General features: G+C 64.4%; 15 protein-coding genes and 1 pseudogene. 9 read left to right on the plus strand and 7 right to left on the minus strand.

Features of this window, described 5'->3' with window-relative positions:
• Nucleotides 1-14: 14 nt before the first annotated feature.
• Nucleotides 15-854 (plus strand): N-acetylmuramoyl-L-alanine amidase, encoded by an 840-nt coding sequence (locus FHW58_RS19165; protein WP_179674774.1) that lies wholly within the window; start codon nt 15-17, stop codon nt 852-854.
• On the opposite strand, the gene ampC is transcribed toward FHW58_RS19165, so the two are convergent.
• From ampC to FHW58_RS19200, 7 genes and pseudogenes are all read right to left on the minus strand, one after another.
• The gene (gene ampC / locus FHW58_RS19170; RefSeq protein ID WP_373996711.1) at nt 851-1,975 is read right to left on the minus strand and encodes a class C beta-lactamase; all 1,125 of its coding nucleotides are present in this window, start codon (nt 1,973-1,975) and stop codon (nt 851-853) included. The genes FHW58_RS19165 and ampC overlap by 4 nt on opposite strands.
• A gap of 41 nt (nt 1,976-2,016) precedes the next feature.
• Nucleotides 2,017-3,771, minus strand: coding sequence for a class D beta-lactamase (gene blaOXA, locus FHW58_RS19175; protein WP_373996705.1), 1,755 nt, complete (start codon nt 3,769-3,771; stop codon nt 2,017-2,019).
• A gap of 155 nt (nt 3,772-3,926) precedes the next feature.
• Complete coding sequence (locus tag FHW58_RS19180) at nt 3,927-4,904, minus strand: aldo/keto reductase (protein WP_179674777.1); 978 nt, start codon at nt 4,902-4,904, stop codon at nt 3,927-3,929.
• Nucleotides 4,891-5,742: a DUF3037 domain-containing protein gene (locus tag FHW58_RS19185; protein ID WP_179674778.1), complete on the minus strand. Its 852-nt coding sequence runs from the start codon at nt 5,740-5,742 to the stop codon at nt 4,891-4,893. Before FHW58_RS19185 ends, FHW58_RS19180 begins: the two co-directional genes overlap by 14 nt.
• Nucleotides 5,739-6,477 (minus strand): annotated as a pseudogene (locus FHW58_RS27960) (HipA family kinase). Before FHW58_RS27960 ends, FHW58_RS19185 begins: the two are co-directional and overlap by 4 nt.
• A gap of 54 nt (nt 6,478-6,531) precedes the next feature.
• On the minus strand, nt 6,532-8,079 hold the full coding sequence (dacB, locus tag FHW58_RS19195; protein ID WP_229265405.1) for a D-alanyl-D-alanine carboxypeptidase/D-alanyl-D-alanine-endopeptidase: 1,548 nt from the start codon (nt 8,077-8,079) through the stop codon (nt 6,532-6,534).
• On the minus strand, nt 8,063-9,301 hold the full coding sequence (locus tag FHW58_RS19200) for a nucleoside recognition domain-containing protein (protein ID WP_179674780.1): 1,239 nt from the start codon (nt 9,299-9,301) through the stop codon (nt 8,063-8,065). The genes dacB and FHW58_RS19200 overlap by 17 nt, the downstream gene beginning before the upstream one ends.
• A 98-nt stretch (nt 9,302-9,399) precedes the next feature.
• Here FHW58_RS19200 and FHW58_RS19205 point away from each other — a divergent pair, with 98 nt between their 5' ends.
• From FHW58_RS19205 to FHW58_RS19240, 8 genes are all read left to right on the plus strand, one after another.
• Nucleotides 9,400-11,121, plus strand: a complete 1,722-nt coding sequence (locus tag FHW58_RS19205) for an ABC transporter substrate-binding protein (RefSeq protein ID WP_179674781.1) — start codon at nt 9,400-9,402, stop codon at nt 11,119-11,121.
• A 20-nt stretch (nt 11,122-11,141) separates the two neighbouring features.
• Nucleotides 11,142-12,056, plus strand: a complete 915-nt coding sequence (locus tag FHW58_RS19210; RefSeq protein ID WP_179674782.1) for a YihY/virulence factor BrkB family protein — start codon at nt 11,142-11,144, stop codon at nt 12,054-12,056.
• Nucleotides 12,057-12,441: 385 nt separating this feature from the next.
• Nucleotides 12,442-12,696 carry a hypothetical protein gene (locus FHW58_RS19215; protein WP_179674783.1) on the plus strand — a complete coding sequence of 85 codons (255 nt, stop codon included), beginning with the start codon at nt 12,442-12,444 and terminating at the stop codon, nt 12,694-12,696.
• Between the two features lie 56 nt (nt 12,697-12,752).
• Nucleotides 12,753-13,046 (plus strand): helix-turn-helix transcriptional regulator, encoded by a 294-nt coding sequence (locus FHW58_RS19220; protein WP_179674784.1) that lies wholly within the window; start codon nt 12,753-12,755, stop codon nt 13,044-13,046.
• Between the two features lie 2 nt (nt 13,047-13,048).
• A complete protein-coding gene (locus FHW58_RS19225) occupies nt 13,049-13,510 on the plus strand; it encodes an arsenate reductase ArsC (protein ID WP_179674785.1) in 462 nt (153 codons plus the stop codon).
• Entirely contained in the window at nt 13,504-14,790 is a 1,287-nt protein-coding gene (locus FHW58_RS19230) for an arsenic transporter (protein WP_179674786.1), read from the plus strand. Before FHW58_RS19225 ends, FHW58_RS19230 begins: the two co-directional genes overlap by 7 nt.
• Nucleotides 14,787-15,698 carry a signal peptidase I gene (gene lepB / locus FHW58_RS19235; protein WP_179674787.1) on the plus strand — a complete coding sequence of 304 codons (912 nt, stop codon included), beginning with the start codon at nt 14,787-14,789 and terminating at the stop codon, nt 15,696-15,698. Before FHW58_RS19230 ends, lepB begins: the two co-directional genes overlap by 4 nt.
• A 10-nt stretch (nt 15,699-15,708) precedes the next feature.
• The gene (locus FHW58_RS19240; protein ID WP_179674788.1) at nt 15,709-16,287 is read left to right on the plus strand and encodes a flavin reductase family protein; all 579 of its coding nucleotides are present in this window, start codon (nt 15,709-15,711) and stop codon (nt 16,285-16,287) included.
• The last annotated feature ends 18 nt before the right edge of the window (nt 16,288-16,305 follow it).

The following is a 16,305-nucleotide window of genomic DNA, read 5'->3' on the forward strand; positions in this document are numbered from 1 at the left end:
GCCGAGATGACGCCATGAAGATAGTTCCCCTGCTTGCCCTGACCGCGCTGGTGGCCGGTTGCGCCACGGTGCCGCCACCGCCGGCCGGTCCGCGCCTGGACCACTCGCTGACTTCGCGCGCGCAGAGTGACCGCATCAAGTACATCATCGTCCACTACACGGTCAGCGACACGCCGCGTTCGATCAGGACGCTGACCACCGGCGACGTCAGCGCGCACTACCTGCTGACCGACACGGAGCAGCCGTTCTTCTACACGCTGGTGGACGAATCGCGCCAGTCCAACCACGCCGGCTATAGCAGCTGGAAGATCTACAACCAGCTCAACGCCGCATCGATCGGCATCGAGATCGTCAACCCGGGCTTCAAGGAGACGCCGGAGGGCCGTGTCTACGCGCCGTTCAAGCAGGCGCAGATCGACCAGCTGATTTTGCTGTTGAAGGACATCGTCAAGCGCCACAACATCGCGCCGGGGAATATCCTCGGCCACAACGAGATCGCGCCGCAGCGCAAGCAGGATCCGGGACCGCTGTTCCCGTGGAAGCAGCTGGCCGACGCCGGCCTGATTCCGTGGCCCGAGCCCAGCCGCGTGGCGGCGCGCCTGCCGGGCTTCCAGGAACAGCTGCCGGAGGTGGCCTGGTTCCAGCGCAAGCTGGCCGAGCATGGCTACGCCGTGCCGCAGACCGGCGAACTGGATCAGGCCACCCGCAACGTCATCTCGGTCTTCCAGACCAAGTACCGCCCGGCGCTATACGACGGCACGCCGGATGCGGAAACCGCCGCCATCCTGGACGTGCTGACCAGCCCCGTGCCGATAGTGCCGGCAGCTGCCGCGCCGGCGGACGGCGGCCCTTAATCCTTGAGCGCGTTGAGGATGGTGTAGGCGGCCTTGACGCGCTCGGCGATCGGGTAGTTCCTGTTGGCCAAAATGACGATGCCGATTTTCTTCGCCGGTACAAAGGCGACGTAGGCGCCGAAGCCGTTGGTGGCGCCGGTCTTGTTGTACCAGGTGTTGGCGGACGGCGCTTTCGGTGGCGTCAGCAGCGCCACCGGATTGGCGTCGCGGCTCATCTTGTCGGAGTTGTTGGCCTGTAGCGTGTCCAGCGACACCGGCATCGCGTACTGTTCCCAGCCCAGTCCTTGCACCATGCCGCCGACGCGGTAGTAGCCGACGTGCGTGCCTTCGATGGCGCGCCGTACGCTGTCGTCCAGATGAGCCGGATCGATGTTGGCCTGCACGTAGCGGATCATGTCCGCGGTGCTGGAGCGGACGCCGTAGGTCTGGCCGGAAAACAGCTCTTGTCCCATGCGCACCGGCTTGTTGTCCTTGTTGTAGCCCCAGGCGTAATGGGCCATCGCGCCGCGCGGCATGCGCAGGTAGGTGCTGGTCATGCCCAGCTTGGGCAGGATCTGCTTTTCCAGCACGTCGGCCGGATCGGCTTGCAGCGACAGGCCGGCCAGGTGGCCGAACATGCCCAGGCTCGGATTGGAATACACGCGCACCTTGCCCGGCGAGGCGGTCGGCTTGAATCCGCCGAAGTAGATCAGCATGCCCTGCTCATCGTCCGCCACGTCGTCCGGGAATTGCAGCGGCAGACCACCGGCGGTGTAGGTGCCGAAGTGGAGCACCGTGGCCTGGTCGAGCGGCGTGCCTTTCAGCTTGGGCACATAGCGGCTCGGGTGGTCGTCCAGCGACAACTTGCCCTGCGCCAGCGCGTAGGCGGCCATGGTGGCGGTAAAGGTCTTGCTGACGGAGCCCAGCTCGAACAGCGTGTGTTCGCTGACCGGCGCGCCGCTTTCCTTCGACGCCACGCCGTAGCTGAAGAAGGCCGGCTTGCCATCGATCGTGACGGCGACGGCGATGCCGGGCACGCTGTACGCTTTCATGATCGGCTGGATGGCCTGATCGACCACGGTTTGCAGGTCGGCGGCGCCGGCGACGGGTGTGCAGCAGCATGCTGCGATGGCGAATGCCATGCGGCTCAGTGTGGACAAGATGTCTCCTCGGTGGGTGGTGGTTAAAGCGTGTCGAGTTGCGTGGCGACGTTGCGCAGGAAGGCTTCGCGCGTGCGGAAGCCGGCGTAGTCTTCCTGCCGCTGGTCGAGCCGCAGGTTGGCGAAGACGATGGTGCGCCCGCCCTTGGTGGCCCAGCCGACGTACCAGCCGTACTGGCGGCTGTCGTCATCGCCGCCGTTGGGCAGCGTCGGCGAGGCGGTGCCGGTTTTGCCGTAGATGGTCCAGCCGTTGGTCAGCGTTTGCGGATGCAGGATGCGGGCGGTCATGTCGTAGGCCTTGGCCGATATCGGCAGCTGGCGGTTGACGATCTTGCGCAGGAAGGCAATCTGCTCGTCGGCCGAAATCTGCAGCGATGACTGCACCCATGACTGGGTCAGGCCATCGTGTGCGCCGTGCGTGCCAGAGACGTCCCGGTTGCCGTAGCCAAAGCGGTTGACGTAGTCCTGCAGTCCCGTGGCGCCCAGCCGCGTGGTGACCTGCTGCGCGAACCACAGGTTGGAGTATTTGATCCAGCTGGAGGGATCGGTGTCGATGCGCCAGTCCTCGTGGTTCCAGGTGGTGTAGCGTGGGTCGTACTTGATCACCGGCGTGTGCTCGTCGATCAAGATGCCGCTGTCGTAGCCCATCAGGGCGACCACGATGTTGAAGGTGGAAGCCGGCGTGGCGCGGGTCTCGCACTGGCCGTCGCGGCGCAGTTGCTGACCGGTGGCGGCATCCATCAGCGCCACGCACGACAACTGGGCGGCGCTTGGCGATGCCAGCGACGGTCGCAGCGCGAGGCTGGCGGCCAGCACGGCACCCAGGGCGGCCAGCGTGGCGATGCGGGTCCACGGGCCTCGCAGCGCCTGGACCGGTGTGCGGATCAGCGCGATACGGTCGGCCAGCGTGGACTGGGTGACGTGGCCGAAGGCGAGGGCGGTGGCGATGGGCGTCTGTTGCAGCTTCAGTTGGGCGACCAGCGCGGCGGCGTAGGCTTTGCGCTGGGTGGCTGGACGGCCGTGCAGCACGTCGCGGTCGCAACCCAGTTCCTGGGCCCACGACAGTTGGTTGCGCAGCAGGCGCATGAAGGGGTTAAACCACAGCAGCGTTTGCAGCACGATGCCGGCGCTGGCCCATTGCAGGTCGTGGCGGCGCCAGTGTGTCAGTTCATGTTCGACGATCATCTGGCGCTGGTCGGCGTCGAAAGCGCGCAGGTGCAGCGGCAGCAGCAGGCGCGGGCGGAACAGGCCAAACAGCATCGGCGAGATGGGCGCGTCGACTTCGATGGTGTGCACCGGCGCGGCGCCGGTGCGGTGGCCGGCGGCGGCCAGGGCGTGCAGCGCGCGGCGGGTGCGCAGCAGTTGGATCAGCGAGTAGCCAAGGCCCAGCGCGTACAGCAGCAGCCAGCCTTGCGTGGCGCAGGCCAGCATCGACTGCGGCGTGAGCGCGGCCGGCGCCTCGGCCACGGCGGCGGCCGGCGACGCGGTGCCGGTGTCGGCGCGCGCGGCTGGCGCCGGGGTCGCATAGCTTTCGATGTCGATGGCGGGCAGCACGCGCAGGCGTTCGCTCTGTGGCATCAGGATCAGCAGGAAGGCGGCGACGATGGTGCACTGGCCCAGCAGCCACACCGACCGCTGCGCGGCGATGGCCGGCAGCCAGCGGCGGCACAGCGCGGTCACCGCCCACACGCCGAGGCCGGCGGCCACGCAGCCGGCGCTGGCCAGCGCAAAGCGCAGCGCTAGCGGCTCCAGGCCGGTAAAGGTAGCGAAGATAGACACGAGCGACTCCATATGCGACTGTTGCCATCATTATGCGACAGTTGTCGCAACAAGGTCAAGCGGCGTCGCGCGCCGTCTGCGCCGGGCGGGTTGCCGGCGGCGTGCGGCTGGGGGGCCATGTACGGATGGACGTCGTTGCCGGCCGGGCGACTGCCTTAGCGGTCGACGTTGGCCATGCGTTCGGCGCTGTAGCGCGGGCCGGCGACCTGTCGCAGCGCCTGCTCCAGCGTGGCGATGTCGCTGGCGCTGAGCGTCACGTCGGTGGCGGCGGCGTTCTGCTCCAGGTTGGCGCGGCGGCGGGTGCCGGGAATCGGCACAATGTCGTCGCCCTGATGCAGCACCCAGGCCAGCGCGACCTGGCCCGCTGTCAGGCCGCGGGCGGCGGCCAGTTCGCGCACCGCCTGCGCCGCCTGCATGTTGGCGTCAAAGTTGGCGCCCTGCATGCGGGGGTCCTGGTGGCGGAAATCGCTCGGCGGATAGTCTTCCGCGCGCTTGGCGGTGCCGGCCAGGAAACCGCGTCCTAGCGGGCTGAACGGTACCAGGCCGATGCCCAGTTCGCGCAGCAGCGGGATGATGTCGGCCTCCAGATTACGCTCCCACAACGAATACTCGCTTTGCAGCGCGCTGATCGGATGCACCGCGTGGGCGCGGCGGATATTCGCCACGCCGGCCTCGGACAGGCCCAGGTAGCGCACCTTGCCCTCCCGCACCAGCTCGCCCATGACGCCGACCACGTCCTCGATCGGCACTTTGGGATCGATGCGGTGCTGATACAGCAAATCGATGTAATCGGTGCCCAGCCGGCGCAGCGAGCCTTCCACCGCCACGCGGATATGCGCCGGATCGCTGGTGACGGCGTTGCGCACGCCCTCGCGGATATCGAAGCCGAATTTGGTGGCCAGAATCACCTCGCCGCGCCGCCCCTTGAACGCGCGGCCCAGCAGCTCCTCGTTGTGATACGGCCCGTACACCTCCGCCGTGTCGAAGAAATTAATGCCCAGCTCAATCGCCCGGTGCAGCGTGGCGATCGACTCGCCCTCATCCGCCGCGCCATACACGTTGCTCATGCCCATGCAGCCCAGGCCCTGGGCCGAGACGATCAGGCCCTGCTTACCTAATTTACGTTGATTCATATGATGGAATAGTGCCTGATTTGGCGAACTCGATGATTGGCAATGCGGACCCGTGAGGAATGACCAGCACATCTTTGCTTTTCAGTTCTGTCACAATCTCATTTTTTGCGCGGCCACGCGGTGATGATTCGTCGGGAGCGGGTCCCTGGACAGTGAATAACACTTGCGGCGGCAGCAGATCGCGCTTTTTCAAGGCAGCTATCCGAGTCAGCCACAGTCCACCGTGATCGATGATTTTAGCCGCGTCCGCATGGTTGAGATTAAGTGGTTTAATGATTCTTTCGGGATGGGTATCGGGGCCCGAGACGAATGGAAAATGGGCGTGGTATTCGTCGTTGCCTATGCGTGCTGGATGGAATTTGTTCTGCAAACCGGCATCACGCAACCAGCCCGTAACTGCCCGCTCAAGCAGTTTTTCATGATATTCCTTGGTGGCGAAGTTGTGTCCGACGTAGTAATCGTAGAGCGCAAGCAGCTTAGCCTCGCAATCGTCCGCCATGACAATCCTGGGCTCACTGAATCGCACCATGGTTTCGCGCGGCTTGACCAGATCAGTCCATACCGCTACCTGGCTCTCCTTGCTCAACGTGCCAGGCTCTTGAAGCATGCGCAAGATGCGGTCTAACTCTTCCCGCAGGCCAGTGATCGAACCTTTAAATACCTTGGTGTCCAGCCCCTCAAAAAAATTGGTGACGCGGGCGTATCGGTTGCCCAGCAGCTTGAATCCAAAAAAGCGCGCACCAGGCGCAAACATCACCACGCCAACATTGGCGAACTCTCCGGTTTCAACGAACGGAGCGAATCGGGCGATAGCATAGTGGCAGGCGATATTCATCATGGCGGTAGCTGCCAGAAGGCTTCGGAGGCGGCGCGCTCCAAGAGCTTCTTGACAGCATCAAACGGGTAGTTCACTGGAAGAGTCTTTTCTGCGTCGATAAAGAACCATGCTTCGGGAAGCGTATCACAAATATCCCCCCAACTTTGGAATGCCTGATCGAAGCGGGCGCTGTAACTTTCCCGAAGAAGAAAATCGCTGAAAAGAGCAGGTACCTCTTCCGAGAAAATATGCAGATGCAAGAACTCAGCAGCATTGAAATCGGGATCAAATGCAAGATTGTGGTCGATCATCGTAAGCGTCGCCGGCTGCTCATTGCTCCACAAAAGATTCGGGTTGCCACCCAACTCCGTCAGGTTGCGGTCCGCATTATGCACCCACCAATCGAACATGAGGACATCGTGCCGGACCTGTCGCGGTATCGCTCGAAGGCGTGTACGCGTCAGGCTCGTCGCGTTGATTCGCTTGGACAAAAGCGGGGCCAGCGCCGAGTTCAGCGTATTGGCCTGTCAAATCGGCTGCTATCAGCTCTTCGGGAACGACCGCGATCGAATAAGGTGCGATTGGCAGGGCCAAGCTACTGCACAAGCGAGCGGCTATCCACTCGTTAATCAATCCAGCGCTCGTCGCCGATCTGCCCTTGACAAAATACACCTCATCATCGTCGCATCGACAGATGTATGGCTGGGTTTGACCTTCTAAAGATCGGCCTAGAATTTCGGTGACGGTTAAAGGCATCGTTCGACGTTCCTGGTTACCGCAAACAATATTCTACGAGAGTTCTTTCTACCTTTATTCTTGCCTGCTCCGGGCGACCCAGTCGACCAGTTCGTCCAGCACGGCGCGGCCGGCGCCGTTGGCGACGTGGGCGTCGTTGAGGATGGCGACCACGATGCAGGTCTGGTTGTTGGCGTCCTGTACGTAGCCGGCGATGGCGATCATGCCGTTCAGGCTACCAGTTTTCAGCCGCGCGCGCTGGGCGGCGGGGCTGTCTTTCAGGCGGCGGCGCATGGTGCCGTCGGTGGCGGCCACCGGCAGGCTGGCGAGGAATTCAGGCATCCACAGGCTTTTCAGGCCGGCTTGCAGCAGGCCGGCCAGTTGCGCCGGCGTGGCGCGTTCGCTGCGCGACAGGCCGGAGCCGTTGTCGATCACCAGGCCGTTGCCGTCGATGTTGTGCTGCTGCAGCCAGGCGCGGATGGCGGTTTCGGCGCGCATCGGCGTGCTGGCGCCGCTGGTGTCGGGCGGCAGCGGTTTGCTGCCCAGCAGCGGGTCGGCTTCCAGGCTGCCGAGGCTGAGGAAGATGGTGCGCGCCAGCGTGTTGTCGGATTGCTTGTTGGTGTCGCGGATGATTTCCGGCAGCGTGCGGGAGACGTGCTCGGCCAGCAGGCGCGTGGTGGCGGGGGCCGGCGTTGCCGCACGTGCCGCAGGGGCGGCGTCGGTGGTGGCCGTGGCGGCGTCGGTGGCGGCGGGCGCGCTGGCCTCGCGCACTTCGCCGCCGATGGCGCCGCCCAGCTTGTTCCATTCGGCCAGCAGCAAGCGGGCGAGGTAGTCCTGGCTGTCCAGCACGTTGATGGCGGTGCTACGGGTACAGTCCTTGGGGAAGCTACCGTGCAGGACGACTTCGATGCGGTCGCCCTTGCGCGTGTAGTCCGGCGTGCGCCAGCCGTTTTCCCAGGCGGCGCAGGCGCTGTCGGTCAGTTTCATGTCCGAGCGGATGCTGACGTTTTCCAGTTCCGGCATCATCACCAGCGACAGCTTGTTGCCGGTGGAGCGCATTTCCACTTTCAGCAGGTTGGTGTTGATCAGGGCGGCGTTGGGGATGACGTTGTAGTAGGCCCACGGATATTCGTCAAACGGCGGCTGCCCCGCGTCCGGCCGCGCCGGCGTGAACAGCAGCCGGTCGACGACGATGTCGCCCTGGATGCGGCGGATGCCCTGGTTGCGCAGCGCCTGCAGCATATGGCCCAGCACGTCCTCGTTGAGGTCGGCGTCGGCGCCGCCGCGCAGGATCAGGTCGCCTTGCAGCACGCCGTTGACGACGTCGGCGCTGCTGCGCAATTCGGTGCGGCCGCGAAACACCGGCCCCAGTTGCTCCAGCGCCGTCAACGTGGTGAACAGCTTCATCGTCGAACCCGGCGCCATGCTTTGCCGCGGGTTGTGCGACACCAGCGTGGTGTCGCCGCGCAGGACGATGATGCCGGCCGCTTCCGGCGGGATGTTCGACGCTTGCATCAGCAGCGCCACCGGCTCGGGCAAGCCGTCGGCAAGGGCGTGCACGGCGCTGGCCGCGAGCAGCGCGGCGACAAGGCAACGGCGTAACAATTTAGTGGAAGAAGACATAGGAAATCGCAATCGCGGCAAGCACGCCGGCCAGGTCGGCGATCAGGCCGCAGGAGATCGCGTAGCGCGTCTTGCGGATGCCGACCGAGCCGAAGTACAGCGCGACAATGTAGAAGGTGGTATCGGCCGAGCCCTGGAACACGCAGGCCAGGCGGCCGACAAAGGAATCGACGCCGTAGGTCTGCATGGTGTCGATCATCATGGCCTTGGCGGCGCTGCCGCTCAGCGGCTTCATCAGCGCGGTCGGCAGGGCGCCGACGAAATCGGTGTTGACGCCGAGGTGGCTGAATACCCAGTTAAAGCCCTGCACCACAAAGCCCAGCAGGCCGGCGTTGCGGATCACGCTGATGGCCACCAGCATGCCGACCAGGTAGGGAATCACCGTCAGCGAGGTCTGGATGCCGCCCTTGGCGCCCTCGATGAACGCCTCGTAGACGTTGACCTTCCTGCGCAGCGCGCCAATGATGAAGCCGGCGATGACGGCGATCAGCACGAAGTTGCTGAATACCTTGGAGAAGGTTTCTATCTCCGGCTTGGTCAGGTAGTGGGTGAAGTACCAGACCACGCCGACGATGAAGGCGGTGATGCCGCCCAGCCAGCCCATCACCACGCGGTTGAACAGGTTGATGCGCTGGCGGATGGCGACGGCGATGATGCCGGTCATGGTCGCCACGTAGGTCGCCACCATGCAGGGAATGAAGATATCGGACGGATCGGCCGCGCCCAGGATCGAGCGCTGCGCCATGATGGCCAGCGGAATCAGGGTCAGGCCGGAGGTGTGCAGCACCAGGAACATGATTTGCGCGTCGGTCGGCTCGTCCTTGTTGGGATTGAGCGTTTGCAGGCTTTCCATGGCTTTCAGGCCGAACGGCGTGGCGGCGTTGTCCAGGCCCAGCAGGTTGGCCGAGAAGTTCATCACCATGTGGCCAGTGGCCGGGTGGTTGGATGGCACGCCGGGGAAGATGCGCGAGAAGAACGGCGCGATCAGTTTGGCCAGCAGGTCGATGGCGCCGGCTTTTTCGCCGATGTTCATGATGCCCAGCCATAGCGTCATGACGCCGGCCAGCGGCAGCGCGATGTCCATTACGCCGGTGCGGGCCGAGTCGAAAGTGCCGTCTATGATGCGCTTGAAGATTTCCGTGTCGCCCAGGAAGAGGAACTGCGCCAGCGCGGCCAGAAATCCCACCAGGAAGAAGCCAGACCAGATGTAATTGAGCGACATTTTTCTTGATTGCAGTAGGCGATTTGCAAAGTATAGCGGGTAAGCAAGCTCAAAAAGTTATAAGCTGCCGCTTTACCGTGCGAGGACCGATGCGAAGCATGCTAAAAATTTGTGCAGCCGCCACGCTGGCGCTGGCCGCCACCGCCACCGCCACCGCCACCGCCACCGCCACCGCCACCGCCGCCGCCGCCGCTCCGGCGAACGGCGGACGGTCCGCCGATGCGGCCCATGCTGAGCAAAAAGTCCTGCACGCCTTCCTCAGCACCAGCGAAACCGGGCTCGACCCCGCCGTCGCCTCTGACGTCGCCAGCCTCAGCCTGCTAGAAAACCTGTTCGACCCGTTGCTGCGCTACGACTACCTGGCCCGCCCGGTCAAACTGATGCCCAACACCGCCGCCGCCATGCCGCAAGTGAGCGACAACGGCAAAACCTACACCTTCCGCCTGCGCCAGGACGTCTACTTCACGCCCGACCCCGCCTTCAACGGCGCCCGCCGCCAGGCCACGGCCGACGACTACGTCTACAGCTTCAAGCGCCTGTACGACCCGGCGCTGAAATCGCCTTGGCTGTACCTGTTCGACGGCGTGGCCGGCATCGACGCGCCGGACAAGTTCACGCTGCGCATCCGCCTCAAGGCCCCCGATCCGAATTTCCTGTTTTACCTGGCGATGCCGGCCACCGCCGTGGTGGCGCGCGAAGTGGTCGAAGCCCATGGCGCCCAGGCCGGCAACCACCCGGTCGGCACCGGCCCGTTCAAGATCGGCCGCTGGCAGCGCAGCGACCAGATCGTGCTGCTGGCCAACCGCGGCTTCCGTCCGACCGAGTTCGCAGGCAAGCGCCTGCCGATGCTGGACCGCATCGACATCAAGATCGTCGAAGAATACCAGTCGCGCGTGCTCGGCTTCCTGAACGGCGAATTCGACTTCCTCGAACAAGTGCCGGAGTCGATGAAAGAGCTGGTGCTAACCGCCGACAACCAGCTCCGGCCTGAGCTGGCGCGCAAGGGCATCGTGCTGGCGCCCTTTCCCGTGCTGCAAACCTATTACATGTGGATGAACATGGACGATCCGGTGATCGGCGGCTACGGCAAGGAAAAAGTCGCGCTGCGGCGCGCCATCGCGCTCGGCTACAACAGCGCGGAAGACATCGCGCAAATGAAAAAAGGGCTGGCGCTGCCGGCCGCCACGCCGCTGCCGCCGAACGTGCTGGGCTACGATCCGGCCTTCCGCAGCCCGGTTGCTTACGATCCGGCGCTGGCCAACGCGCTGCTGGACCGCTACGGCTACCGCAAGGGCAAGGACGGCTACCGCACCCGGCCGGACGGCCAGCCGCTGCGGCTGGTGATGCACAGCGAAGCCTCCACCGTCGGCCGCCTGCGCGACGAGCTGTGGCGCAAGAACCTGAATGCCATCGGCCTCAACGTCACCTTCAAGAGCGACAAGAAAACCGAGATCATCAAAGCCTCGCGCCTCGGCAAGGTGATGATGTTTGAAACCAACTGGGTAGCCGACTTCCCCGACGGCGATAATTTTTATCAATTGCTGTACGGCCCCAACGCCGGCCGCGCCAATTACGCGCGCTTCAACCTGCCTGCCTACAATCGGCGCTATGAGCAAGCCCGCTCGATGGGAGATTCGCCGCAGCGCACCGCGCTGTATGATGAAATGGCACAACTCATTCACGCCTACACGCCGTGGGTGCTGTTGACGCATCCCATCTCCGCCGACCTGCAGCAACCGTGGCTGAAACATTACCGCCGCCATCCGGTGGAGTTCACCAACTGGCGCTATCTGGACGTAGACGCACATACCGCGCACTGAGCGGTGCATAGAATGACAGCATGAACCTACTCAACCGCAGGGCGCTGGCCTATGTGGCCGGCCATCCCCTGGATTTCGCGCTGCAATGCCTGAAGGGCTTTCGCGCCAACCAAGGCCTGCTGCTGGCGGGCGCGGTGGCGTATTACTCGCTGCTGTCCATCGTGCCGCTGCTGATGCTGGTGGTGGTGGCCTTGTCGCACGTCATCGATCAGGACGAGCTGCTGTCAGCCGTCGGCCGCTATCTGAACTGGCTGGTGCCGGGGCAGTCCAGGCCGATCGTGGCGGAGGTGGCGCATTTCCTCGAACACCGCGACCTGGTCGGCGGCGTGCTGGTGGTCACCATGCTGTTTTTCAGTTCGCTGGCCTTCACGGTGCTGGAAAACGCCATGAGCGTCATCTTCAAGCACCGCGTGGCGATACGGCGGCGGCATTTTTTGATCTCGGCGATCATGCCCTACTGCTACATCCTGTCGCTGGGCGCCGGCATGTTGCTGGTCACGCTGGTGGCCGGCAGCCTGCAGGTGCTGGGCGAGGAGAGCGTGCGGCTGTTCGGCTACAGCTGGTCGCTGAATGGCGTGTCGGGCGTGCTGCTGTATTTGCTGGGGCTGGCTGGCGAGGTGCTGGTGCTGTCGTCGATTTACCTGGTGATGCCGGTCGGCCGGCTATCGCTGCCGCATGCGCTGATTGGCGGCGTGACGGCCGCGCTGCTGTGGGAAATCGCCCGCCGCATCCTGGTGTGGTACTTCTCCACGCTGTCGCAGGTGAACGTGGTGTATGGCTCGATGACCACCGCCATCATCGTCATGTTCAGCCTGGAAATTGGCGCCACGTTGCTGCTGTTCGGCGCCCAGGTGATATCCGAATTCGAGCGCGCCGGCCGCGAACGGCCCAACCGCGCGCCCCAGTCGATGGTCACGCAAGCGGCGCCGAAATAAATTTGTGCGCCGCACAAAAATCTGTGTTACACTACGTTCGTGGTTGAGGTTTGCCCTGCAAACAGTCCCACGTTCGGCCAACGCGCCGCGCCCAGAGTTGTGTAAGTTCGATGGCGCAGGTGACGCGGAGGCCGGAGTTGTAATCCCGAAGACATTGGTCGATTTACACGTCAGGGGCACCACGCAGATAGCATGGGCGCCTGGGACGCCGCCTCACCTGGCAGATAGCCTTGGAGCCCGGTACGATTGAAGCATAGGTAATACATTGGAATCAAGCCTGCAGCGATGCGGGCTTTTTTTTCGTCCGGGTTTTATCGCGCGTTTGCGTTCGCCCAAACGGCCGGGGCGGGGCCGGCCTATTCTGAGGAACGGACGGAGGTGAACCATGGAATTCGCTTTTACGCTCAGATACCGGCTGGCCACCCAGCAGCACGACTACAACGCGCTGTCGGCCCAGCTGGCGGCCGGCGGTTGCGACGATGCGCTGGTCAGCATCAACCGCGCCGGCTGCCTGGTGCTGGACTTCCTGCGTCCGGCCGACAGCGCCGCCGCCGCCCTCTCCGCCGCCATCGCCGATGTGCAGCGCGCCCTGCCCACCGCCGAGCTGATCGACATCCGCGCCGGTTTCCCGCCGCCTTGACCAGGTTCATTTCAATATTACTTGAAGTGTTGAATTGTTTGCGGTAGCATCGCCGCATGGATACCAAGCAGACACTGGCCGCGCTGGCGGCCCTGGCGCAGGAGAGCCGGCTGGCGGTGTTCCGGCTGCTGGTGCAGGCCGGCCCGACGGGCCTGGCTGCCAGCAAGATCGGCGAGCAACTGGCGATAGCGCCCTCGTCCCTGTCGTTTCACCTGAAGGAACTCTCGCATGCCGGCCTGATCGTCTCGCGCCAGGAGGGCAGATTCGTCATCTATTCGGCCGATACCGGCACGATGCATGGCCTGATCGGATTTTTAACTGAAAACTGCTGCGGTGGCGGCACCTGCTAACGATGAACATACTTTTTCTGTGTACCGGCAACTCCTGCCGCTCGGTGATGAGCGAGGCCATCTTCAACCACCTGGCGCCGGAGGGCTGGCGGGCGATCAGCGCCGGCAGCCAGCCGACCGGCCAGTTGAACCCGCGCGCGGTGGCGCTGCTGCGGCGCAAAGGCATTGCCACCGACGGCTATTACAGCAAATCCTGGGACGACCTGCCGCTGACGCCGGACCTGGTGGTGACCGTGTGCGGCAGCGCCGCCGGCGAAACCTGCCCGGCGTATCTGGGCCCGGTGCGGCGCACCCATTGGGGCGTGGATGATCCGAGCCATCTGGTCGCCAGCGAGGAGGAGATCGAGGCGGCGTTCGAGCGGACCTACCGCATTATCCGCGCGCGCATCGAGGCCTTCCTGGCCGCGCCGACCCTGTCGCAGGCGGAACTGGACCGCATCGGCACGCTGGGTGCCGAATGCTGAGCGCCCTGCTGATTTTCATCGCCACGCTGGTGCTGGTGATCTGGCAGCCGCGCGGCCTGGGCATCGGCTGGAGCGCGTCGCTGGGCGCGCTGGCGGCGCTGCTGGCTGGCGTGATCCACGTCGGCGATATCCCGGTGGTGTGGCACATCATCTGGAACGCCACGGCCACCTTCGTGGCCATCATCATTACCAGCCTGCTGCTGGACAAAGCCGGCTTCTTCGAATGGGCGGCGCTGCACGTGGCGCGCTGGGGCCGCGGCAGCGGCAAGCGGCTGTTCGTCATGCTGGTGCTGCTGGGCGCCGCGGTGTCCGGCCTGTTCGCCAACGACGGCGCGGCGCTGATCCTGACGCCGATCGTCATCGCCATGCTGCGCGAATTGCGCTTCTCGGCCAAGGCCACGCTGGCGTTCGTGATGGCGGCCGGCTTCATCGCCGACACGGCCAGCTTGCCGCTGGTGGTGTCGAACCTGGTCAACATCGTCTCTGCCGACTATTTCGGCATCAGCTTCGCGCGCTACGCGGCGGTGATGGTGCCGGTGAACGTGGTGGCGGTGGCGGCCACGCTGGCGGCGCTGATGTGGTTCTTCCGACGCGATATCCCGGCCGATTACGACGTCACGCAGATCAAGGCGCCGGCGCTGGCGATCCACGACCGCGCCACGTTTGTCGCCGGCTGGTGGGTGCTGGCGCTGCTGCTGATCGGCTTCTTCGTGATCGAGCCGATGGGCGTGCCGATCAGCGTGGTGGCGGCGGCCGGATCGCTGGTGCTGCTGGTGGTGGCGGCGCGCGGGCACCGCATCTCCACGCGCGAGGTGCTGCTGCATGCGCCGTGGCAGATCGTGATCTTCTCGCTGGGGATGTACCTGGTGGTGTACGGCCTGCGCAACGCCGGGTTGACGGCGTATCTGACGGCGGCGCTGGACTGGTGCGGCCAGCATGGCGTGTGGGGCGCGGCGCTGGGCACTGGCTTCCTGACGGCGATCCTGTCGTCGATCATGAACAACCTGCCGACGGTGCTGATTGGCGCGTTGTCGGTGGACGCGGCGTCGGCGCACGGCATGGTGCGCGAGGCGATGATTTACGCGAACGTGATCGGCAGCGACCTTGGTCCGAAGATCACGCCGATCGGCAGCCTGGCCACGCTGCTCTGGCTGCACGTGCTGGCCAACAAGGGCACGCGCATCACGTGGGGGTATTACTTCCGCGTCGGCGTGTGCCTGACTTTGCCGGTGTTGTTTGTCACATTGGCGGCATTGGCTGTCCGTCTGGAGCTCTTTTGAAACCCAAAAAATGGATTGCTGTCGTACTGGGTATCCTGGCGTCGCCGCTGGCGTTTCTGTATGTCGGCGCACCACGCTGGGCGCTGCTGGCCTTTGCGCTGTCGCTGGTGGTGGGCATCGCCAGCTTTCTGGTGCCGGGCCAGCAGGCGCTATTTGGCGTGCTCTCGTTGGCGCTGATGGTGCTGTGGATCTGGCGCGCGTACCGCTTTGCAGGCCAGCGGAGGTTTGACGAACCGCGTCCGTGGTATTCACGCTGGCATGGGATAGTTGGCGTAGTGGTTGTGGCGTCGCTGGTGGCGATGTCGTTGCGTGTGTTCGTGTACGAGCCTTTCCGCATTCCCTCATCGGCGATGCTGCCGACACTGCCGGTGGGCGCGAATGTGCTGGTGCAGAAGTGGGGTTACGGCTACTACGGCACCATGGGCTACCGCCTCGGGCATGGTGCCATGACCGCGCCGCTGTCGCGCGGTGACATCCTGGTGTTCGATTACCCGGTCGATCCGCGACAGACATACATCAAGCGCGTGGTCGGACTGCCGGGCGACAAGATCGTCTACCGCGACAAGCACGTTCTGGTGAATGGCGTGGACGTGCGCGGCCAGCAACTGGCTGACTATCTCGACCCGGAACGGCTGGCCTATCGCCAGCGCTATCGCGAAAAACTGGATCAGACCGTGCATGACATTCTGCTGAACGATGGCGTGCCGTCGCGCCAGCCGGGCGCCGGCCGCGACCTGTCGAAGGACTGCACCGATGACGGCGAGACGCTGAGCTGCACCGTGCCGCCGGCAAGTTATTTCGTCATGGGCGATAATCGGGACAATAGCCTGGATAGCCGCTACTGGGGCTTTGTGCCTGCCAGCGCGGTGTTGGGCAAGGTGGTGTACACCGCCCTGCCACGTCAATAAGGAGTGCAAGTTGGATCAGCATATCAAGCCGGTGGCGCTGGAGAAAGCGTATCGTTTGTTGAATCATGGGCCGACGGTGCTGGTGTCGGCCAGTCATGGCGGTGTGGAGAATGTGATGTCGGCCGCGTGGTCGTGCGCGCTGGATTTCGCGCCGCCCAAGGTGACAGTGGTGCTGGACAAGGCCACCGCCACGCGGCCGCTGGTGGAGAAGAGCGGCTGGTTCGCGCTGCAGGTGCCCAACATGGCGCAGCTGCAGCTGACCTACGACGTCGGCCACACCAGCGCCAACGACGCGCCGGACAAGCTGGCCAGGTTCGGCGTGGGGCTGTTCCGCGCCGACGGCTACGATGTGCCGCTGGTGAAGGGATCGTCGGCGTGGCTGATCTGCAAGGTGCTGCCGGAGCCGCGCAATGAACAGGTGTACGACCTGTTCATCGGCGAAGTGGTGGCCGCGTATGCCGACGAGCGCGTGTTCCAGAACGGCCACTGGGCCTTCGAGAACGCCGGCCCGGAATGGCGCAGCCTGCACTACATCGCCGGCGGCAACTTCTACGCCATCGGCGACGCGGTCGTCGCAAACACCAACTAACCACCCCGTCATTCCGGC

Origin of the sequence: Duganella sp. 1224, assembly GCF_013408245.1 — a bacterium.
Classification (GTDB): Bacteria; Pseudomonadota; Gammaproteobacteria; order Burkholderiales; family Burkholderiaceae_D; genus Rugamonas.